The sequence below is a fragment of the Granulicella aggregans genome, from assembly GCF_025685565.1.
GTDB lineage: Bacteria > Acidobacteriota > Terriglobia > Terriglobales > Acidobacteriaceae > Edaphobacter > Edaphobacter aggregans_B.
The window spans coordinates 2317447-2337970 of record NZ_JAGSYE010000001.1 but is presented as its reverse complement, the minus strand read 5'-3'; the positions used below and the strand labels follow the sequence as shown (position 1 = coordinate 2337970).

Sequence of the window (20524 nt, the reverse complement as noted above, 5' to 3'; positions counted from 1 at the left end):
CTCCTTCGGGGCGCAATCGAGTTACCAACTACTTTTCGATTTGAATATCCGTTCATCTCAAGTCTCCTTTGGCGTGCCACCATCATTTCTAGGACCCGCATTCCACAACCACTCAACCTACAGACAGGGACAAAAAAAATGATCAACACTCTTCGCGCGAACCTCGCCAACGGAATACAGACAAGCTCGACCAGGAAGTTCCGGTCCGCCACGCGCCTGCTCACCTTCGCTGCCATTGCTGCCTTTGGTCTGGCCTCAACCTCTTCCGCCTCCGCGGCCTGCAACGGCGGATCAACCCTTAAGGGCCGCTTCGGCGTCCTCGTCTCAGGCGGCACCAAGGCCGGTGCCGGCAAGTACGTCGACGGCACGATGACCTTCGATGGCGCCTGCGGCGTCAACGGCTTTGTATCGGTCGGCGAGAACGGCACGGTCAACAACTTTATCAGCGTAACCGGCAGCTACAACACGAACGCCGACAACACGATCAGCCTGAGCCTTGCGCTCCCAAATGGTACTGAGACCTATGACATTGGGTTCAGCCCCATCTTCGGCGAGGCGATCGGCGTCGAGACCGACGGCACAGCCTATGCAACCATCGACCTTAAGCCGCAGACAGCAAAGGTCGTCAGCTCCGCGCCCGTCACGACCTACAACAACGCCACCTTGAAGGGGACGTGGGCAGCAGCCTGCACAGCGGGATCTCCCGGTCAGGTTGACCTGAACTACATCACCATCGATGGCTCCACAAGCAACTACGGAACCTTCGGCAACGTCACGGGCGTCGATCATATCTATCAAGCGCAGTTCGGCATTCAACCCATTGCCGGTCAGTATGCCGTTCTTTCCGACGGTACCTTTGGCGGAAGCCTGACCGTTGCCGGAGCCTATCCCTTTGGCTTCACTGGCTCCATCAGCAGCAATGGCAACGAGCTCCAGTACAACGTCATCTACGGTACGGGCGTGATCGAAGCCTGCATCGCGAAACGCGTCAGCTAAGCACCGGCTGCTACTCTCCAAGGAGAGAAGAGCCGCGCAAACAGCTACCGCAACAAAAGGCCTGCGACCGCTCAAAGCGTTGCAGGCCGTTTTGTTTCTGGCCCGCCTTAGTGGTTGCAGCACGAACCCGTATCAGGCCACTCTCAGCGCTGAATCACACGATACGCCTCGGCGGCAATGCTGTAGGTCTTCTTCGGCAGAAAGGGGACATTGATGCTCTGGTTCCAGACGATGCCTACGCCTACGAGGTCTCCCTGGTAGTTCCCTACGTTCGCCGTCGTGCCGGAACGGTTTCCGTAGATCACCAGAATTGAAGAGTTAGATGAACCCGGAAGGAAGAGATTCGATTGAATCACCGCCTGTATTTGGGCGACTGTCGCTGGACTATCGCTACTCAGGCTGTGCAAGGAGGCATACCGGGCGCCTACGCGAGCGGCATAGGTCGCGTTCATGTAGCTGGCAAGCGCCAGGGAATACTCGCAGAACCCCATGAACAGAATGATGAAGACCGGAAGCACGATAGCGGTCTCGAGGACCATGGCACCATGCTGACCCCGCTGGCCCGACAGACCGCGTAGCCGCCTCCGAAGAAGGGCCTCCGGAGAAATCAGGCCGTGCTCTGTGCCGTGGATAGAGGCAATCATTGCGTCTTCCACGCCACCCTGTAGACGGCGGTATTGGTGATGGTTCCGCTATTCAGAAAGGCGGCCTTGAACAAGGGGTTCACATTCGCTGTGGCCGTCACTTTTACATACTCCATGGGAGCTGCACCATTTGCACAGACCGTCATGGAAGATACCTGGGCGCCACCCGGAGAACAGGTATAGAAGGTTTGGGAGACGGGAGTGGAGGCGAGCGCCACGCCGAAGGCGGCCTGGTTCGCCCACGTCACCATGCCGGAGTTGTCATTCTGATTGCCTGGCGAGGCTCCGTAGGCGGCTCCCTCGGTAGCAGCCTCTTGCACGGCCATTCCGGCGATCAAATAAAGGGAGAGGTCGGTGACGCCAATCAGGATCATCACGAACAAAGACGAGAAAAGAGCGAACTCGAGCAGCGCTTGTCCGCCTTCCTCCTTCCTAAAGCGTTTGAGAGGGTGCATCCCGGCAGGCATCACTGGACGAGGCTCCCCATTGGAGTGAATGGATTGCCTGTAGAGAGGGGTGTGAAGTTGCTCTTCGGTGCGATCGCACTCGAACTCACAAGAAGATTGTCAACATCGAATGCAAGGTAGTGGGTGGCACTCAAGGTACTCGACTGAATGGAGATGCCGGTCGCTACTGTATAAAAAACGCCATCACCATCGTTTGACGATCCGTTCTGAAAGCTAAAATCTCGGGCGCTCGTAGGTGCCCAGTTGGGATCGTTCATCAGCAGAATTGCCGGGAGGCTTTCGTTACTGGATACGCTCGACGCGGAGAGATGCATCGTCGTGTTTGAGGTAGTGAACGTGCCGTACTTGCCATCGCCCTTCTGGGTAAAGTAAAGCGTTACTCCGCTTCCGGTAACTGTAGAGTTCGTCCAGGTACCGCCGTCCGTGATGATGTAGAGCCCCGGCGATAAGGTTACGAACGAGTTACTAAAGCTGAAGCTGTCGCAGTAGGTGCCGGGGGACAGCACCATACTGTCGCTTGCCCAGGTCTTGTTCGCAAAGGTGCAGGAAGAGAAGGACGGGGCCTGTACTCCGCTGGACGTCCCGTGGATGCAGCTTGATGAGAGCGTCGTACATGCAGCGGAATAGGAAAGAGGATCGGCGAGCGTTGGTGCCCCGAAACGTGGTGCATGGAAGATGCCGCCACCGAGCACAGACGATGAGGCCGCGCCGGTGATGTTGGTTGCATTCGTCCACAGACTCGATATGGGATCAACAAAGACTCCTTTTCCAACCTGGACAGGGCAGCCCATCGTGGAGCCACCCGAATTCCCAAGGGAAGAACCGGTCATGAGAGTCAGAGGATACGGTACAGTCGGCCATCCACGGGCATTCGTGATGTAAACGCAAGGTGTCATGAGAGCGATCGCCTGCACCGTGAGAGACTGCGTTCCACCATTGAAGATCCCCATGAATGAGGTCTTTACTTTTTTGGTGATCGTCGCCTGAACTGCATCGTATCTGCCGGCGTAGCTGCCGTTGTTCGGCTGCTCGTCAATGGTCACGGTGGTGTCTGTCGCGCCATCGGTGAAGCCGTTTTGCGCGGCATCGAGCTTACCGTTGGTGATCCAGTTGGCATCCTCCTGATCGTGGGACACCTGCGCCCCTACTGCTGCCGCGTCCGCGGCTCGCTGCATGACGAGACGGGTATATTCGATCAAACCCAGGTCAAGCGTAATGCCGCAAAACAGGATGCCGATAAAGGTCGCCATAACAAACGTGGGCGTCATGCGAGGCAACCAGTTTGGCGCACGAGATCAGAACCCTGATCGCCCTTGACTTCAACTACGTTCGCCTTGAGGGGTGCGAGGTCATTGACCCCGCATGATATCGTTATCACTTGCTTTTCTCCGTGATGCTTCGTTCGATCACGTACTGCGAAATGCGCTCACGCCCCGATTATCTCCGGAGTGGTCGAACCAAAGCCAATGGCCCAACAGCAGAATCTTACAAACTTTACCGCTAACGTAATGTTTCCTGGGATAGCACAAAGGTCGCGGTTACCAATGACTGCAGGCCTGCGGGTCACGCGGAAATGCCAGCACGCGCAGAAGCGGACTGGCGTTTCATCGAACGTCATCAGATTGATCGTCCGATCACGGAAAATCAACGTCCCACAAACGGGTAACTTAAACCGATGCAGCGGGCTCTACGGCAGAGCAATGCGTAGGACGTACGCATAAGACCCGGGCAGTGTGGCAGGAAGCTGCACCCTTAGGTCGGCTCCTTCCTGCTTCCAGCGCAGTGGCTTCGCATCCCCGAGTAGAGTGATCTCCGAGCCAGCCTTAGCCGTGACCGTATGGAGAAGCATGTCGCGAGACTTTGGAGCACCGAGCAGGATGGCATATAGGCTGCCCTGCTTCTGTGTGAAACGCACCCCGATCCCCTCGCCGGTGTCCCCTTCGGCGCGGGTCCAGGGCCGTGTGCCGTAGATTGACTCGCCGTTTTGCTTCAGCCAGGTTCCCAGCGCCTGTAGCCGCTCCAACTGTACCGGCGGGATCGACCCATCGGCCTCGGGGCCTATGCCCAGGATCAGATTGCCGTTCTTGCTGACGATGTCCGCCAGCATGTGGACTAGCTCTTCGGGGGCGATCGTCTCGGCCTCGCCCTCGTTGCGGTTGTAGCCGAAGGATGCGCCCAGGCCGCGCGTCTCCTCCCACTTCTTCTTGCGAATCTCGCCGATGTTCACATACTCGGGAGACTGAAAGTCCGAGTGCGCGACGCCGAAGCGATCATCCACCACACCATCGGGAACGGCGTTGTAGTAGTCCGCTATGATCTTGAGCGCGTTGCCGGACTTCGGCCAGTCGATGTCGTTCCACAGCAACGCGGGATGATACTTCGCGATCAATTCCTCCATCTGCGCGTCGGCGTATTCGCCGTAGGCGAGCGTCTGCGGCTTAATGGCCTCGTAGTCCGGGTTGATGCGCACCGGCCCGCGATTGAAGGTCCAGTCGAAGCCGCCCGAATAATAGATGCCCATGCGCATTCCGTCCTTGCGGACAGCGTCGGTGAACTCGCCCATGATGTCGCGGCTGGCCACGATGTTCTGCTGGTTCGGGTTGGGAACTTTCGTCGGCCACAGCATGTAGCCATCGTGAAACTTTGTCGTGATGACGACATACTTGACGCCAGCGTCCTTGAGTTGCTGGGCCATCACCTCTGGCTTCCACTTCTTGCTCTCGCGCTCGAAATCAGCGGCGAAGCTGTAGTAGTCGAAGTTCGCGCCGTAATGCTCGCGATGGTAGGCCTCGGTCAGAGAGCCGGGAACGCGCATGGCGTTGTAGTACCACTCCGCGTAGGGGTCGTACTTCAGGAAGTCGGAGTTGGCGAAGTCGTGGTCTTTATGAGTGAGCGGCGCCCAGCCAGGGACTGAGTAGAGTCCCCACACGACCATCACGCCGAGCTTGTCGTCTTCGTACCATTGTGGCACGGAATGGCTGTCGAGCGACGCAACCGTTGGTTGATACACCTTGACCGCTCCGGGCGTCTGAGCTGGCAACTCGCCAGCGACGCGAAGCAGTACAAGTACAAGCAAGACTTTACCGATTCGACCAAACCTGTTCACAATGAACCTTCTCTCTTGAAATATCCCGTGACTTGTCCCTGAATCCGCCAGCCAGCCGCAATGCGGCATCCTGATTGCAATTCTCAGAAGACGCGTTGCCCACCTTCAGCGAACTCGTGTATCGTAAGCGCTAAAGTAAAGAAGAATCAATTTTCGTCGGGAATATTTTTTGCTCTATCGTCCGCTTGGAAGCACAAAGATCGACGTCTCCATCATCGGCTTCGGCGCCGCGACGCTGGGCGATGTCTTCGGTGCGATGACGGCCGACGGAGTGCATCGCACCGTGCAGTACGCGATTGATCGCGGCATCAACTTCTTCGATGTCTCTCCGTACTACGGCGAGACCCTGGCAGAACAGCGGCTCGGCGACGCGCTGGCCGGACGCCGAAAGGACGTGGTGCTGGCAACCAAGTGCGGTCGCTATGGCAGCAATCACTTCGACTTCTCCGCTGACACGATCACCCGGGAGTTTGAGGCCTCTCTGCGAAGGCTGAAGACCGACTCCGTAGATCTGCTGCAGGTGCATGACGTTGAATTTGGATCGATGAAGCAGATCCTTGAGGAGACTCTGCCGGCGATGCGTCGCCTGCAGCAACAGGGGAAAGTTCGCTTCCTTGGGATTACCGGGTATTGGCCCGATCTGCTCGCCCGTATCTTGGAACAGGTACCCGTCGATACCGTCCTCAACTACTGCCACAACAATCTTCTCGCGGACGATATGGACATGCATCTTACGCCCGTAGCGGAGCGGCTCGGTGTCGGACTGGTGAACGCTTCGCCGCTGCACATGGGCCTGCTATCCGGTGGCCCCATCGCAGAGTGGCATCCTGCTCCGCGCCGCGTGAAGGATGCCGCCGCTACAATGGTGGAGGTATGCCGTGCCAACGAAGTCCAGCCCGCAGTGGTGGCTTTGAGCCATTGTCTGACCCATCCCTTCGTGGCGACGACGCTGGTTGGCTTTCGCAGCATGTCGGAGGTCGACGATGCGCTCTTCGCGCTTGAATACCAGACGCCGCCGAAACTACTGCGTGAGATCTTCGAGATCTCCGGGCCAGTCCACAATATCTCGTGGAGTTCCGGGCTGCCGGAGAATCAACCAACAAGTCAGGACACCGCGAACCAGAAGATTGCAAGCTGACCTACTCATTGCGGTTGCGCACGGCTGCAAAAGCTGAGGAGATACACATGAAGGCCCTATCCCTGCTCGATGCAGGCGACGTTCGCATTACAGACATCCCTGAGCCCAGCCACACGGAACCAGACATCCTGCTGAAGGTGGAGATGGTGGGGCTGTGCGGCAGTGACCTCAACTCCTTCCGCGGACGCAATCCCCTGGTAAGCTATCCGCGCGTTCTCGGACACGAGATTGCCGCGATCGTCGTCGGAGGTAGCGCTGCACTGACACCGGGCACGCATGTTACGGTCTCGCCGTACACTAGCTGCGGCCAGTGCTCCTCCTGCCTGCGTGGACGCGAGAACGCCTGCCGCTACAACCAGACCTTTGGCGTCCAGCGCGACGGCGCGATCACCGAACGGCTGTCGGTCCCTGCGAGCAAGGTGTTTCCTTCCACGCTGCCCTTGAAGCACTTATGCCTGGTGGAACCACTCACGGTGGGCTTTCATGCGTGCGCCCGCGGTCGCGTGACGAACACCGATGTCGTGGCTGTCTTCGGCTGCGGCGGCATTGGTCTTGGCGCGATTGCAGGCTCGACCTTTCGCGGCGCGCGGACGATCGCAATCGACCTGGACGACGCGAAGCTCGAAACCGCTCGGCTGGCGGGGGCGACCGACCTGATTCACTCTGGCCGCGAAGACGTCCGTGCGCGCTTGAGTGAGTTGACCAATGGCAACGGCCCGGATGTGGCGATCGAGGCAATCGGCCTGCCGGAGACCTTTCGCATGGCTGTGGAAGAGGTGGCCTTTACCGGGCGCGTCGTCTACATCGGCTATGCGAAGGAGCCAGTGGCCTATGAGACCAGGCTCTTCGTGCAGAAGGAGCTGGATATCCTGGGCTCCCGCAACGCTCTGCCTGAAGACTTTCTCGATGTGATGTCGATGCTGGAAGCGGGCAGGTTTCCCGTGGAGGAGGCCATCTCGGCGATCGTATCGCTCGAAGAGGCACCCTCGATTCTCTCCGACTGGTCGGCCAATCCTGCGGCTTATACCAAGATCATGATCCAGATGGATTAGCGGGCGCAGCTTAGAGACTCGAACGTTGATGGGCTACCGGATGGGCTACCGGACAGTCTCCCATGGAGACTCCAGCCATGAGCCGTTCTAATTCGGCCAGCGTGATCTCGCCGAGCGTTGCCAACTACCACTCTGTCTTAGGCCGCGCGACCGCCTTCGAGGGACGCTTCTTGGGCCTTGGTGCAGCCGTGAGAGATACCTTGGAAACCTGGCTCGACTCGCGAATGACTAACTTCGGCGAGACAAGAATCTTTCTGGTCTTCACAGGCTTCTTCTTGCCGGTCATCTGCAAGGCAATCTCTCCGGCATATTCGCCGAGGGCCTTGCGGGGAATATCGACGGAAGATAACGCCACGCGAAACGACTCCGCGTAACGTATGTTGCCGGCGCCGATGATCGCGATGTCCTCAGGAATTCGCAGTCCCGCGGCGAGAATAGCATTCATCGCACCGATCGCCGCGGGATCGTTGTAACAGAAGCCCGCGTCCGGACGCGGGCTCACCAGAAGGAGTCTCTCCATCGCCTCCCTGCCCGTGGTATCGGCCGCCTGATCTCCGAGCGTGCGCCTGACAATGTACTTTTCCGAGAGGGCGATCTTGTGGTGCGCCAGCGCCTTCTTGTAGCCAGCCAAACGATCATTCGAGGTGCTGACGGTCTGACCGCCGATGTGGCCGATGATCCGCCTTCCCAGGCCAATGAGGTGTTCCGTGGCCATCTCGCCAACATGGACGTCATCGGTACCTACGAAGTTCGCTTCGAAGCCCTTGAAACTACGGTCGATGAGAACAAGCGGGACCTTCTGCTCCACAACCTTCTTAAGACTCGCCGGATCACTTTGGCAGGACGCTATAATCAGCACATCCACGCGGCGCCGGATCATCTGTTCGATCTCGCTCCTCTCAAGTTCCGGGTCCTCGTCCGAGGAAGCGATCACCAGGCCGTATCCCTTCTTCCGCAGCACATCGGAGATGCTCTGCGCCACCTCCGAAAAGAACGCGTGTACGAGGTCGGGGACGATGAGGCCGACCATCATCGTGCGGCCAGAGGCCAGGCCCTGCGCGTGAAGGCTGGGCTGATAGTTCAACTCCTTCATCCGGCGCAGCACTCGCTCTCGCGTGGCCGCGCCGATATCGAGATGATTGTTGAACACCTTGGACACGGTGACGACGGACAACCCAAGGTCTTCCGCGATGTCCTTCATCCGTACAGCCATCTATCCCCCATGAACTTCCAAGCAAAGTTTTCGAGTAAGCCACCGAACAGCCATCCCACCTTATACCATTGCCCACGGATTCAATCTGGTTGATCGATGTTATACCGCCCCTTCGATCCGAACGCCAAAGGCATGGTCGCCTCGCTGGGTCTTAGGCAACTCGATGACGAGGGCGTCCGGCTGCCGCGTCCATTTCAACAGATCGCCGCCATCCACCATCCGCACCGAATGCGGCGTGCCCGAGGCGAGTGACGTGATCCGCAGCTTCCCCGATGCCGGCCACGCCATGGCAAAGGCGTACAGCGAGTTACCCTTCGTGGTGAAGCGGATGTCCTCGGACGTATAGTTCAGCTTGTCCTCATTGAACATGGCACCTGTCGTGCCGTTTGGCCCCTCGCCGAACTTCTTCCATGGCCGCGATCCGTAGATGGCATCGCCATTCGCGGCCATCCAAGTCCCCAGGCTTGCGATGATGCTCTCCTCACGGGAGTCGAGCGTGCCGTCTGCGCGCAGCGGAAAGTTCAGAAGCAGGTTGCCGTTCTTGCTCACGATATCGACAAGCATACGAACGACCTTAGACGGCGTCTTGTATTCGATCTCCCGCTTGTAATACCAGTCGCCAACGCAGGTGTCGGTCTGCCAGGAGTCGGCCGCGATGCCGTCCTGCACACCGCGTTCGAGATCGCGCACGCACATGCCGTCCCGGAACTGCCCGCCATCGTCCGACTTCTTGCAGTTGTAGACGGCTTCGAGTTTGCCGAGCCGTTGTGCATTGGAGTTGTAGAAATGCGCGAGCAGGTCGCGCCCATGCTGGCCGAAGGGAAGGCTGCCATCGCTGTAGAGCAGGTCGGGATCGTAGCTGTCGACGAGGTCTTTCACGCGGTTGAACCACTCCACCTGGAAGGACTCTGGAACATCGCGATACCACAGACCGAAGTCACGACCGGCATTACCACTGTGATAGATCGAGTCGTTTGCGGGGTTTGCGCCGTCATAGGGCACACCCGCAAGCGGACCCTTCTTGTCGGCGCTCTTTGTGATGCCGTACCAGTTGTAGCTGGCGCCAAGATGTTCGGTGACTCCGAAGCGCAACCCATGCTTCCGCACCACATCTCTCCAGGTGCCGATGATGTCCTTCTTGGGCCCCATCCTGACCGAGTTCCACTCGTTGTACTTAGAGTTCCAGCAGTCGATGTTGTCGTGATGCTGGGCTATGGCGCAGAAGTATTTCGCGCCCGCCTTCTTGTACATCCCCATCAGGCGGTCCGGGTCCCAGTTCTCCCCCTTCCATAAGGGGACGATATCTTTGTATCCGAACTTCGACGGATGCCCGTAGCGCTTCAGATGGTCTTCGTACTGCGGATGGCCTTCGACGTACAGATTGCGGGCGTACCAATCTCCCATCTCCGGCACCGCCTCTGGTCCCCAGCAGTTCCATATCCCGAGCTTGGCATCGCGAAACCACTCCGGAGCTTTGTAGTTCGCCAGGGAGTCGAAGTCCGGCGTGAACATGGGCGTTGCCGCGTTGGCGTACTTGCGGCCGAGAGTGGCCATGCTGGCTGCGCCGGCCAAGGCTACGAACTTCCTGCGATTTAATTTCATGGATCACATCTCCCCTTCTGATCTTTGCTTGTCTATCTTTGCTGCTACGTGCTTTTGCCTCTGGGTAAGCCAAGGCCTTAGCCGTGGCACTCATCTGCGCCACAAACGCTGGCTTTATGACTCTGGTTGGCTCGCGGCCCCAACCTTCGTCTGCCCGAGCCACGAATAACAACCGATCAGCACATATCCGGCCAACGGAATGCCATACGCCAGCGCGACGCTCGTTCTGTCGGCCAGAACTCCCATCATCGGAGTTAGCACCGCCCCACCGGCGATCGCCATAACCAGCAAGGAGCCGCCGAGTTTGCTGTCCGGCCCCAGACCCTGCAGGCCAAGGGCGAAGATCGTCGGATACATCAGCGACATGAAGAAGCTGGTGAGAAAGATCATCCAAACCCCGGCCCATCCGGGATGCAGCACGGCAATGGCGACAAGCACGATATTGATCAGACAGTAGCTGCCCATTAACCTTGCTGGCGCGAGAAACTTCATCAGGTACGCCGATGCAAACCGGCCGATGCCGAACATGACGAGCGTCCCGGTAAGAAAGTAGCCGGCTACTTTTTCCGTTGCGCCCGTGTAGTCCTGTACATATTGAATGAAGTAGCTCCAGGTCCCGACCTGCGCACCGACATAAAAGAACTGCGCTCCGATACTCAACAGGAGATGGCGATTTCTCAACAACCTGCCCATCGTGCCCGCGTGGGTCTCTTCACCGGCGGCATCATCCTTCAACACGGGGAAGGCAGTGCGCCATATGAAGAAGGCGAACGCGAAGGCGACAGCACCCAAAATCATGTAAGGCCGCACAACTCGCAGCGTCTCGAAGCGTAAGTACGCGTCATACTGATGCAAGCCTTGCAGCTCCGCGACCTTCTTTGAACTTAGCTCCACGCCAGAGAGGATGGCCAGCGTTCCGATCAGAGCTCCTACGATGGAGCCGATGGGATTGAAGGCCTGCGAGAAGTTGAGGCGGCGTTCCGAGCTCTCTGCCGGCCCGGCAAGCGCGATGAAGGTATTCGACGCCGTCTCCAGGAAGGCAAGTCCACTGGCCATGACGAAGAGCGCTACAAGAAAGAACGAGTACCGTCCAGCGAGTGCTGCCGGCCAGAAGAGGAACGTTCCCAGCCCGAAGAGCAGCAGCCCGAGGATGAACCCGGCCTTGTAACCCGCCTTCCGCATGTAGAGAGCCGACGGCAACGCCAGCAGTACATAGCCCATGTAGAACGCTGACTGCACCAGGCCAGCCTGAAGGCGCGTGATCGCAAACGACTTCATGAACTGCCGGATCAAAATGTCATTGAGGTTATTCGGAATGCCCCAGAGAAAGAACAGCGCTGTTACCAGCGCAAACGGTACGAGGCTTCCGTGAGCAAACATGGAGGTGTGGCCCGCCTGACCCTCTCCACTACGCTGCGTCGGCGGTGCGGCTAGCATCGATCAGCTCTCCAAGTCATGGATCTCATCTCATGCATCTAGTGATTGACTCCGCTTGCGAGAAAGCCACCGTCTACAGCGAGGATCTCACCCGTGATAAACGATGCCGAAGGAGAAGCCAGAAACACAGCCGAGCTTACAAGCTCCTGCACATCGCCAAACCGACCCATCGGGGTTCGCGTCAGAAACTCGCGGCCGCGCTCGGTGCCATCGAGCAGATGGGTGTTGATGTCGGTCCGGAAGACGCCCGGCGCAACCGCATTGACCGTGACACCATGGCGAGACCACTCTACCGCCAGCGACTTTGTGAGCGAGCCAACCGCCGCCTTGCTTGCACCATACGCAGCAACCTCAAAGAAGCCGCGAAAGGTGGTCATGGAGCCGATGTTGATGATGCGGCCGTAGCCGCGCTCCAGCATAGGCCTCCCGAATATCTGGCAGCCGCGAAGCGTCCCTGTCAGGTTCGTCTCGAGGATGGTGTCCCATGTGTCTTCGGGAAAGTCCAAGGTCGGCGCGCGCTTGGTCATGCCCGCGCAGTTGATCAGTATGTCGACCTTGCCGAACTTCTCTAAGGTGCCATCGCACAACGTCTGCAACGAGTCACGATCGCAGACATCCGAAGCGATGCGAAGTGTCTTCGTGCCCTTCGCCTCAAGCTCCTCGGCGACCTCGTCCACCTGCTCCTGTCGTCGAGACGACGCAACGACGGACGCGCCCGAGTCTGCTAAACCAAGGGCCATCGCCCTGCCAATGCCCGTCGTTCCACCGATGACTACGGCGACGTGTCCCGTCAGATCGAACAGCGACGTCTTCACGATCTCTTTTTCCTCGATTGCATTGAACTCAGAATCAGGCACGGCAACCCGCTTCCAACTGCGGCGTGTCCTGGTGTTTGTACATCACAAAGTATTCGCGATGGCCCAGGGCCTCCGGCTTGCTCAGCTCGCCGGAAGCGACATCGCCCGCAAGCTGCATCAAGTCCATTGCGGCCTCATCCAGCGTCCGTTCGCCGCTTAGAATCGTTCCCGCGTTGAAGTCCATGTCCTCATTCATGCGCTCGAAGGTGCGCGAGTTTCCCGTTACCTTGATCAGAGGCGCGACGGGACTGCCAATGACGCTGCCTCTTCCGGTCACGAACATCACGATGTGCGCGCCAACCGAGATCAGATCCATGATGCCTTCGGTGTCGTTGGGGTTGGTATAGCCGAACTGCATGAAGTGTGCATCGGGCACCGAATCCAGCAACCACAATCCGGAGTGCGGGACCTGCTGCGATACCTCGATCACGCCCTGGATTGGCCTGCTTCCCGACTTCGCGAAGGCGCCCATGCTCTTCTCTTCGATCGTCGTAAGACCGCCAGCGAAGTTGCCGGGCGAGACCGAATACTGCCGCACCGCCTTACAATACCGCTCTGCCTTCTCGTACGCATGGTCTAGCTGCCACGCGACCTCCGGAGTTGCCGCTCGTGAATGCAGCACATCGCGCAGACCGATCATCTCGACGATCTCTTCGAAGACGGCGCTGCCACCGCGGTCGATCAGCAGATCGTAGAAGCGGCCTACGACGGGATTGCCCGCAAGCCCTGAAGTCCCGTCCGACCCGCCGCACTCCGCGCCGACGATCAGGTCTGCCCAGCTCATCGGGACACGCACGGTCTTTGCATCCATCTGCGCTCGCAGCGACTTCAGCGCCTCTTTGCCCTTGGCGATGCCGCTGCGCGTTCCGCCGTGCTCCTGGATAAAGAACGAGTCGCTTGGTCGGCCCGACTTCGAAGCGGCCTCAGCCAGCCGTGCGGGCTGCGTGTACTCGCAGCCTAGACCGATGGCAAGGCAGGCACCCACATTGGGATGCGTCGCCAGCGCAAGCATTAGCCGGATCGCATAGGCATTGTCATAGCAGCCGGGAAACCCGACGACGTGCACATCGGATTCGCCCTCGGCGACAGCATGCGCCACGAAGCTAGCGCACTCCACGGTGTAGAGCACGAGGATCAAATTACGGATGCCCTTGCGTCCGTCGTCGCGGAGATAGCCGCTCCAGCTTCGTTCAGTCATAAGCCGTATCCTTCGCGACACCGGTGACGACATCGAGATGGTTCGAGCGCTCGTCCACGCGGCTTGCGCAGTTGTGCAGATGCACCCACGCGCCCACCGGAATCTCCGCAGTCGCCACGCCGATGGGAACGCCGTACTTCACAATTAGGTCGCCCTCGGCGGCTTTCCGAGTACACACCTTGTGTCCCAGCCTGATGGGCTCCAGCAGATCCACTGTGGCGTTTCGTGCGGCGCCAAGCACTGTGACACGCTCTGGTCCCGCGTCCTCCAGCAAGGTCGCGACGTTGTCCGCAGTGTCGACTTGGAAACAGCGCTTCATGACGGCACCTTCTTCAGACATCATAGAATCCCGAACTTGTGGAAGGCTTCCGTGCTCGTCATGCCGGCCTCGATGGCCTTGCGCACCACCTGCTCGCCCGTGGCCTTCTCAACGGCGAGCCGGATCACCTCGTCCTCGACTTTGCGCGGTACGACGATGACTCCGTCGAGGTCGCCGACGATCAGGTCGCCGGGCTGGATCGAGACGCCGCCAATCTCGATGGGGCAGCCGAAGTCGGCCACTTTAGCGCGGACGCCTGCATCCTGCGCGTACCGTCCGCGGCTGAAGACCGGCCAATTTTGCTCGAGAACGCGCGGGGTATCGCGATGGAATCCGTCGATGATCGCGCCCGCGCCGCCCCTCACCTTGGCTGTTGCTGTCATGATCTCGCCCCAGGCGGCGCAGTTCATGCAACCGCCGGTAGCAACATAGATATCGAATGGCTTGATCGAATCGAGAGCTTCCGTCATCCTGCCGAACGGCGTCTGCTGCTTTCCCCAGGCGTCGGCGATCTGGATCGGGAGCGCCCTGCCCACGATGCGCATCTCTGGCAGTAGAGGCTGTACTGCTTGAGGCAGGAACTGATGATAAAAACCGAGCGTGTCCAGGATGTCGCCGATGACCGGCGTGTAAAGAGTGGACCGAATCAGCTCGAAGCGCCGCTCGTCGCTTGTATCTTCCGTCAATTGCCCTGACAAAATGCCTCCCGGGAGACCTGTTTGATGGGTCTCCGGCCGCTGGTCTATCCGCGACACTAGACCGGAACTATAGGAGGCCTCCGCTTCATTTGTCAAATACTTTAGCGCTTTCGTAGATTTTCCGAACATCCAGCCGGGGGCGGGGCGTTCCCAGAAGCGGTGCCGTCCAGCGGGCGTCGCGCCAGGGAATAGGTATCCAGCCACCCGAGCTTCGAGCCGGGCTTCGAGTAAGACCGATTTGCCCCTTACGGTCGAGCTTTTTTCAGTGCATCGGGGACGCCGCTCTCCGGGCACTGAGTTCGACATGTACCTCCAACCTACGCGTCGATTCTCGCAGGAAATGCTACGAAACCGCTAAAGTAAAGAATTTTCTTGACAGGCGCTTTTTGAATTTCTATAGTCTCGCCGCTGAACAATCCTTGGAGTTTGCCGTCGTAGACCACATGGAGTGACTGTTGCGATATCTGCTTCGCGTCAGGTCATGAGAGGTGCAAGAGGGCGATCTCTGTAAACGATTTCACAGAGGACAAGAGGTCGTTTATAAGATGCCCGACTGTTCCAAGGACAGATTGCGAAGCAACGCAGAAGCCCACTAAGGGCTGCAGTTGAGAGTTTTTAGGAGAGCCATCCATGATGATGCAACACCGCTTCAACTCAATTCTCTATCGCGATCTTACCCGCCTCCGCAAACAAGCGGTTACAGGGTTCGCGGCCATCTTCTTCCTCATGTCGGTCTTTGTGACTGGCCCGGCCTCTGCCCAGACGACCCAGGCATCCGTCCACGGCAATGTCCATGACAAGACGAATGCGTCCGTGGTCGGAGCAACGATGACCCTGGTCAACGTCGAGACACACGTGGCCGCGACGACCGTGACGAACAGTACCGGCGACTATCTCTTCGTGAACATCAACCCGGGGACGTATACCTTGGAGGCCTCCTTTGCAGGCTTTAGCCCGGAGAAGGTTAAGCCGTTTCAGTTGCAGGTAAACCAGACCAGCACACTCGACTTCGCGCTTGCGGTCGGCAGCAAGGACGTCGTCGAGGTGGATGCGGTCGGCCAGGCGCTACAGGCTTCGACTTCAGAACTCGGACTCACGCTCGAATCCAAGCAGATCGAAGACATCCCGATCAACAGCCGCAACTTTACGTCGCTGCTAACCACCGCTCCGGGCGTCTCGCCGGTGGTGGTCTCGGGCAGCCAGTCGGCCAGCTACACCACCAACATCGGCCCCATCATCATCCCCTCGGTCAATGGACAGGGCAATCGCAGCGACCTCTTCGTGGTCGACGGCATCCTGGACATCGAGACCTTCGGCGACGCTTACGCTGTGCAGCCCATCATCGACGCCATCCAGGACCAGAAGCTCCAGTCGCACAACGACTCCGCGGAGTTTGGCGGCAGCACCGGCGGCACCATCAACGTAGCCACCAAGTCCGGTACCAACACGCTGCACGGCTCGGCGTGGGACTACAACCAGACGCCCCAGCTCCAGGCGATCCCTTACTTTTCCGCAGTCGCCTCACAGACCAGGCAGAACCAGTTCGGCGGAACCATCGGCGGACCGGTCGTGATCCCGCACCTCTATCACGGCAGAGACAAGACCTTCTTCTTCGGCGCGTATGAGGGCTTCCGCAACAAGAGTCCCGGCACTTCCTATTATCTGGTTCCCACGCCGGCCCAGTTGGCGGGTGACTTCACGGCCCCCGGACTTCCCAAGATCTACGACCCGGCTACCACTGTCTGCGACGCCTCCGGCAACTGCAGCCGCAGTCAGTTCTCGTACCAGGGTGTGCTGAACAAAATCGACCCGGCGCGTATCAACCAGGGTGACCTCGCGTACCTCAAAAACGCACTTCCCGCCTACACCACCAATACGCTCCCCTCTCCGGGGGCAAATGCCTTTGAGAATGCCCCCAACACGGAGTCGTACAACTCCTTCGACGTCCGCATCGACGAGACCCTGAACGAACACAACTCCGCCTACTTTCGCTACATGGCCATCCGTGGCAACCAGACCAACGGACCCGCAAATCTGCCCTTCAACCAGACCACGGACGGCTACTCCTACGTTGGCAGTTACGTACACACCTTTGGATCGAACTCGGTGCTGCACGTCCAGGGCGGCCGCACCTACGAAAACCGGCTTCAAAGCACCCGTTTCGTTGGAGTTCCCTCGAACCTGAACTCTCAGATTGGCTTCCAGTCCGGCCTTACCGACGGTTATGTGACGGCGGGCTCGATCATCCCCGGCATCCAGGTCGACGGCTACTTCGGATCGAACAACGAGACGGTCGTACCGCAGACGACCGCCAATAGCTGGTCTGGCAAGGGCGACTTCACCCACGTCATCGGCAAGCACACCATCAAGGTTGGTTCTGAGTTCAACGGCATCGGCGAGTCGCAGGACATCCAGTACGCCACTCTCGAGATGAATCCGAAGGAGACCAGCAGCCTGCTCGGCGATAGCTCCGGGGACGGCGCGGCATCCTTCGTCATCGGCGTTCCCTATGCCTTCACAAAGCGAAACGTCGTTGAGTCGCTCAGCTTTGGCGGCGTCCTCAGCTTCTACGCCCAGGACCAGTTCCAGGTCAGTCAGAAGCTGACTCTCAACGCCGGCATCCGCTACGACCTCGCCTTTATTCCGAAGTTCGGCAGGCCGCAGGACGGCAACCAGCCAGTCGGCAACTACGACTTCAACAATGGCACCTACATTGTCTACAAGGTGCCCGGCTCTTGCGCCTCACTCGGTACCGCGCCCTGCATCCCAACGGCTGACGGCTCCCTGCCCGACCATGTGGTCGCCAGCCCGGACGGCAAGATCTTCCAGAACCAGTACAACAACTTCCAGCCCCGGCTAGGCGCAGCCTACCGTGTTGATCCCACGACAGTCATTCGCGGCGGCATCGGCTTAGCTTTCGACAACTACGCCGCTCTGGTCCAGAACATCCGCGGCGTCAGCGGCAACTGGCCCTCGGTCGCGCAACTGGCCCAGACCAACATCAATGCCCCCACCGCTGCGACTCCGTTCCCCGGATACACGACACAGAACTTGCCGGCACTGACGACCCTGCCTTCGGCAACTCCGTTCAACCAGTTCAACTGGTTCGTGGACCCGAAGACCAAGGACTCTTACTCGCTGCAGTACAACTTTGGTGTCCAGAGGCAGCTCGACAAGACGACGGTCGTCGCTGCATCGTACGTCGGCTCCCTCAACCGTCGGCTCAGCGTGGGCGGCAACTACAACATCTCCACGACCCCCGGCCCCGGCGACCCGCGTCTGCGCAGTCCCTATCCTTACATTCAGCCGACCTTCTACTCGCGCAGCATCGGCAGCGGCAACTACAACTCGCTTCAGGTGCAGCTGACCCGCTCGCTCTTCAAGGGTCTCGCCGCCACCGTCGCCTACACCTGGTCAAAGTCCATCGACGAAGGCTGCTCCGGCTTCTTCGGCACGGAAGGCTGCGGCGTTCAACAGATCTACAACATCCGCGCGGACCGCAGTGTCTCCGCATTCGATGTGCCGCAGAACCTGACCGCCACCTACAACTACCAGTTGCCCGTAGGCCGCGGAAAGATATTGAACGTCGACAACCGCTTCCTCGACCTACTCGTTGGAGGCTGGGAGTACAGCGGCTTCATCCGGCTCAACAGCGGACAGAACTACACCCTTACCTACGCCTCCGACATCGCCAACATCGGCAACTCCGGCTATGAGCGGCCCAACGTCGTCGGTCCCCTCAAACCTTCGAACCAAACGTATACGCACTGGCTAGACGCGAGCAGCTTCGCAACTCCAGCGCAGTACACCTACGGCACGATGGGCCGCAACGCCCTCCGCGCCGAGTTCTACAAGGGCTGGGACATGTCGCTGCTGAAGGAGTTCCCGATCTACGACCGGTTTCATGGGCGGTTCGATGTCGATGCCTTCAACGTCTTCAACCATCCCATCTTCGGAATTCCGGATACCGGTCTCAACGACCAAAACTTCGGTAAGATCGGATACACGGCAAGCGGCACACGCGCCGTACAACTAAGCGCGAAGATAACCTTCTAGCTCCCAACCGTCCTGCGCGGAGGCCAAATCCTCCGCGCAGGACGGCATTTATTTAACCCACCTGTTTATACTGAGCTCGGGCTATGAACGTCTTTCGATGCAACTCGTCCTCTCAATTCTCACAAGTCATCGGGCTCATTCTCGCCACCTTTCTCTTAATTTCTTCGCCGCTCGCCTTTTCTTCGTCTCAGACGTATCCGCAACAAGCCCGGACAGAGATCGCCCGAGCACGTCAATGGATGCGCGAGGGCCAGAATTTGGCCTCGCAGGGCCGTCTCGCGGAAGCAGAGACATCTCTGGTTCAGGCCGAACGTGTGATCCCGAACGACATCGAACTCCTGACCCTCCTAGCCAAAGTAAAGGGCCGCCTAGGCCAGCCCGAAGAGGCTGCCGCGCTCTTTCGCCGGATCGTTCAACTGAAACCAAAAGTCGCAGAGAACCATCTCAATCTCGCCATCGCTTTGGCCGATGCCAAGCAACTCGACGCGGCATTGGCGGAGACCTCTGCCGCGATCTCCCTTGCGCCCCGTTCCGGCCCCATCCATCTCAATCGCGCGCGTCTCCTTGCGGATCTTCATCGCAACGAGGAGGCACGGTCTGAGTTTGCCTTATCGAGCAAGCTGGATCCCGGCAATCCGGACACCTTCTACTACTGGTCGCTGCTCGAGCACGAACAGGCCCATCTTGCCAAGGAAACCGAGCTGTTGGAGACACTGGTCAAGCTACAGCCCAACAGCGACCGCGACTTCTTCTTTCTGGGGCGCAGCCTCTCCGAGCAATCAAGGCACGCAGAGTCCATCACCGCGCTTCGACGCGCTATCGAGCTTAACCCCCATGCGGGCGATGCTCTCTACATGCTGGCGATGGAGGTCAAGCGTCAGGACCCATCGGAAGCCCGTACCTTGATGAAGCGCTTTGTCGAAGTACGCGACGACGCGGCAAATCTCGACGCGATCGAGACCTTGGGCAACCAGGCCTACACCGCATCGAAGCAGCAAAACTGGGAGGAGGCCATCCGGCTCCTACATCAGGCACTGGCCCAATGCAACGAATGTTCAGTGGTTGCGGGACTACACCGGAATCTTGGCCTGGCGCTCTGCGAGCATGGCAACCTGCGGGAAGGAAAGCAGGAGCTACAGCAGGCCCTCGAACTCGATCCGAATGACCGCGATGCCGAGGCCGCACTGAAGATGCTCCCGAAGTAGCTGAGAACAACTGGCAATATTTCTCTCCAACAACCAGTCACGATAGTCAAAAGGAAGCCATGACGAAAGCGCAGGTTCTGCATAAGTTGCATGAGGTTGGTTTGGTTCCGGTTCTGCGAGCCGAGAGCGTTGAGGAAGCAGTAGGTCTGGCGTCGGTGATTGCGGCCGGCGGAGTAACGGTTCTGGAGATTATGATGACCGTGTCCGGTGCTATCGATGTCATAAGGCAGCTAAAGAAGGACTTGCCCCATGTGATGATCGGAGCGGGTACCGTGCGCTATCAGGAGCTTGATCTCTATCTTCGGCAATCTCATGCCGAACGCGACCTTCACACGCTCGGAGAATTAGAGCGTATCCCTGTGTGCTCTACCACGACTGAAACCGTCATTGGCTTTGAAGCGGTTTTGAAACCGCTTCGAGGCTCTTGCCGGCTGCTTCAACACCAATGAAATGCTCGCATATTGCTGCGGCAATCATGAGCGCCGCGCCAAGTGCATAGCCCGCGGCTACGGGGAAGCAAGAGCCGGTATTGATGA

Annotated in this window: 17 protein-coding genes; 6 read left to right on the top strand and 11 right to left on the bottom strand. The window is 58.9% G+C overall.

Features of this window, described 5'->3' with window-relative positions; all coding sequences use genetic code 11:
- Positions 1–138 precede the first annotated feature (138 nt).
- A complete protein-coding gene (locus OHL18_RS09235) occupies positions 139–996 on the top strand; it encodes a hypothetical protein (protein WP_263374514.1) in 858 nt (285 codons plus the stop codon).
- Positions 997–1139: 143 nt separating this feature from the next.
- Here OHL18_RS09235 and OHL18_RS09230 read toward each other — a convergent pair whose 3' ends face one another.
- The 4 genes from OHL18_RS09230 to OHL18_RS09215 all read right to left on the bottom strand — a co-directional run bounded on the left by OHL18_RS09230 (position 1140) and on the right by OHL18_RS09215 (position 5183).
- The gene (locus OHL18_RS09230) at positions 1140–1640 is read right to left on the bottom strand and encodes a TadE/TadG family type IV pilus assembly protein (protein WP_263374513.1); all 501 of its coding nucleotides are present in this window, start codon (positions 1638–1640) and stop codon (positions 1140–1142) included.
- Positions 1637–2095 (bottom strand): TadE/TadG family type IV pilus assembly protein, encoded by a 459-nt coding sequence (locus OHL18_RS09225; RefSeq protein WP_263374512.1) that lies wholly within the window; start codon positions 2093–2095, stop codon positions 1637–1639. The genes OHL18_RS09230 and OHL18_RS09225 overlap by 4 nt, the downstream gene beginning before the upstream one ends.
- A gap of 11 nt (positions 2096–2106) precedes the next feature.
- Positions 2107–3375 carry a TadG family pilus assembly protein gene (locus tag OHL18_RS09220; RefSeq protein ID WP_263374511.1) on the bottom strand — a complete coding sequence of 423 codons (1269 nt, stop codon included), beginning with the start codon at positions 3373–3375 and terminating at the stop codon, positions 2107–2109.
- Between the two features lie 419 nt (positions 3376–3794).
- On the bottom strand, positions 3795–5183 hold the full coding sequence (locus tag OHL18_RS09215) for an alpha-L-fucosidase (RefSeq protein WP_263374510.1): 1389 nt from the start codon (positions 5181–5183) through the stop codon (positions 3795–3797).
- Between the two features lie 199 nt (positions 5184–5382).
- Here OHL18_RS09215 and OHL18_RS09210 point away from each other — a divergent pair, with 199 nt between their 5' ends.
- Both OHL18_RS09210 and OHL18_RS09205 read left to right on the top strand, forming a co-directional pair.
- Complete coding sequence (locus OHL18_RS09210; RefSeq protein WP_263374509.1) at positions 5383–6351, top strand: aldo/keto reductase; 969 nt, start codon at positions 5383–5385, stop codon at positions 6349–6351.
- Between the two features lie 47 nt (positions 6352–6398).
- Positions 6399–7403, top strand: a complete 1005-nt coding sequence (locus OHL18_RS09205; RefSeq protein WP_263374508.1) for a zinc-binding alcohol dehydrogenase family protein — start codon at positions 6399–6401, stop codon at positions 7401–7403.
- Between the two features lie 124 nt (positions 7404–7527).
- Here the strand turns inward: OHL18_RS09205 and OHL18_RS09200 are convergent, their stop codons facing one another.
- From OHL18_RS09200 to OHL18_RS09170, 7 genes are all read right to left on the bottom strand, one after another.
- Entirely contained in the window at positions 7528–8616 is a 1089-nt protein-coding gene (locus OHL18_RS09200) for a LacI family DNA-binding transcriptional regulator (protein ID WP_263374507.1), read from the bottom strand.
- 99 nt (positions 8617–8715) lie between these two features.
- Complete coding sequence (locus OHL18_RS09195) at positions 8716–10218, bottom strand: alpha-L-fucosidase (RefSeq protein ID WP_263374506.1); 1503 nt, start codon at positions 10216–10218, stop codon at positions 8716–8718.
- Between the two features lie 114 nt (positions 10219–10332).
- Entirely contained in the window at positions 10333–11655 is a 1323-nt protein-coding gene (fucP, locus tag OHL18_RS09190) for an L-fucose:H+ symporter permease (protein WP_263374505.1), read from the bottom strand.
- Between the two features lie 38 nt (positions 11656–11693).
- Positions 11694–12512, bottom strand: coding sequence for an SDR family NAD(P)-dependent oxidoreductase (locus tag OHL18_RS09185; protein WP_396274190.1), 819 nt, complete (start codon positions 12510–12512; stop codon positions 11694–11696).
- Positions 12505–13710, bottom strand: a complete 1206-nt coding sequence (locus OHL18_RS09180; protein ID WP_263374504.1) for a UxaA family hydrolase — start codon at positions 13708–13710, stop codon at positions 12505–12507. The genes OHL18_RS09185 and OHL18_RS09180 overlap by 8 nt, the downstream gene beginning before the upstream one ends.
- Positions 13703–14029: a UxaA family hydrolase gene (locus OHL18_RS09175; RefSeq protein WP_263374503.1), complete on the bottom strand. Its 327-nt coding sequence runs from the start codon at positions 14027–14029 to the stop codon at positions 13703–13705. The genes OHL18_RS09180 and OHL18_RS09175 overlap by 8 nt, the downstream gene beginning before the upstream one ends.
- 20 nt (positions 14030–14049) lie before the next feature.
- Complete coding sequence (locus OHL18_RS09170) at positions 14050–14727, bottom strand: RraA family protein (protein ID WP_263374502.1); 678 nt, start codon at positions 14725–14727, stop codon at positions 14050–14052.
- Between the two features lie 630 nt (positions 14728–15357).
- On the opposite strand from OHL18_RS09170, the gene OHL18_RS09165 reads away from it, so the two are divergent.
- From OHL18_RS09165 to OHL18_RS09155, 3 genes are all read left to right on the top strand, one after another.
- Entirely contained in the window at positions 15358–18783 is a 3426-nt protein-coding gene (locus OHL18_RS09165; RefSeq protein ID WP_263374501.1) for a TonB-dependent receptor, read from the top strand.
- A gap of 239 nt (positions 18784–19022) precedes the next feature.
- Positions 19023–19988 (top strand): tetratricopeptide repeat protein, encoded by a 966-nt coding sequence (locus OHL18_RS09160; protein ID WP_263374500.1) that lies wholly within the window; start codon positions 19023–19025, stop codon positions 19986–19988.
- Between the two features lie 59 nt (positions 19989–20047).
- Complete coding sequence (locus tag OHL18_RS09155; protein ID WP_263374499.1) at positions 20048–20437, top strand: hypothetical protein; 390 nt, start codon at positions 20048–20050, stop codon at positions 20435–20437.
- Positions 20438–20524: the final 87 nt, after the last annotated feature.

Bases quoted from the DNA above. Each gene is read 5' to 3' on its own strand.
- OHL18_RS09235 (WP_263374514.1), top strand. From the start codon at position 139: ATGATCAACACTCTTCGCGCGAACCTCGCCAACGGAATACAGACAAGC.
- OHL18_RS09230 (WP_263374513.1), bottom strand. From the start codon at position 1,640: ATGATTGCCTCTATCCACGGCACAGAGCACGGCCTGATTTCTCCGGAG.
- OHL18_RS09225 (WP_263374512.1), bottom strand. From the start codon at position 2,095: ATGCACCCTCTCAAACGCTTTAGGAAGGAGGAAGGCGGACAAGCGCTG.
- OHL18_RS09220 (WP_263374511.1), bottom strand. From the start codon at position 3,375: ATGACGCCCACGTTTGTTATGGCGACCTTTATCGGCATCCTGTTTTGC.
- OHL18_RS09205 (WP_263374508.1), top strand. From the start codon at position 6,399: ATGAAGGCCCTATCCCTGCTCGATGCAGGCGACGTTCGCATTACAGAC.
- OHL18_RS09200 (WP_263374507.1), bottom strand. From the start codon at position 8,616: ATGGCTGTACGGATGAAGGACATCGCGGAAGACCTTGGGTTGTCCGTC.
- OHL18_RS09195 (WP_263374506.1), bottom strand. From the start codon at position 10,218: ATGAAATTAAATCGCAGGAAGTTCGTAGCCTTGGCCGGCGCAGCCAGC.
- fucP (WP_263374505.1), bottom strand. From the start codon at position 11,655: ATGCTAGCCGCACCGCCGACGCAGCGTAGTGGAGAGGGTCAGGCGGGC.
- OHL18_RS09180 (WP_263374504.1), bottom strand. From the start codon at position 13,710: ATGACTGAACGAAGCTGGAGCGGCTATCTCCGCGACGACGGACGCAAG.
- OHL18_RS09175 (WP_263374503.1), bottom strand. From the start codon at position 14,029: ATGAAGCGCTGTTTCCAAGTCGACACTGCGGACAACGTCGCGACCTTG.
- OHL18_RS09165 (WP_263374501.1), top strand. From the start codon at position 15,358: ATGATGATGCAACACCGCTTCAACTCAATTCTCTATCGCGATCTTACC.
- OHL18_RS09160 (WP_263374500.1), top strand. From the start codon at position 19,023: ATGCGCGAGGGCCAGAATTTGGCCTCGCAGGGCCGTCTCGCGGAAGCA.
- OHL18_RS09155 (WP_263374499.1), top strand. From the start codon at position 20,048: ATGACGAAAGCGCAGGTTCTGCATAAGTTGCATGAGGTTGGTTTGGTT.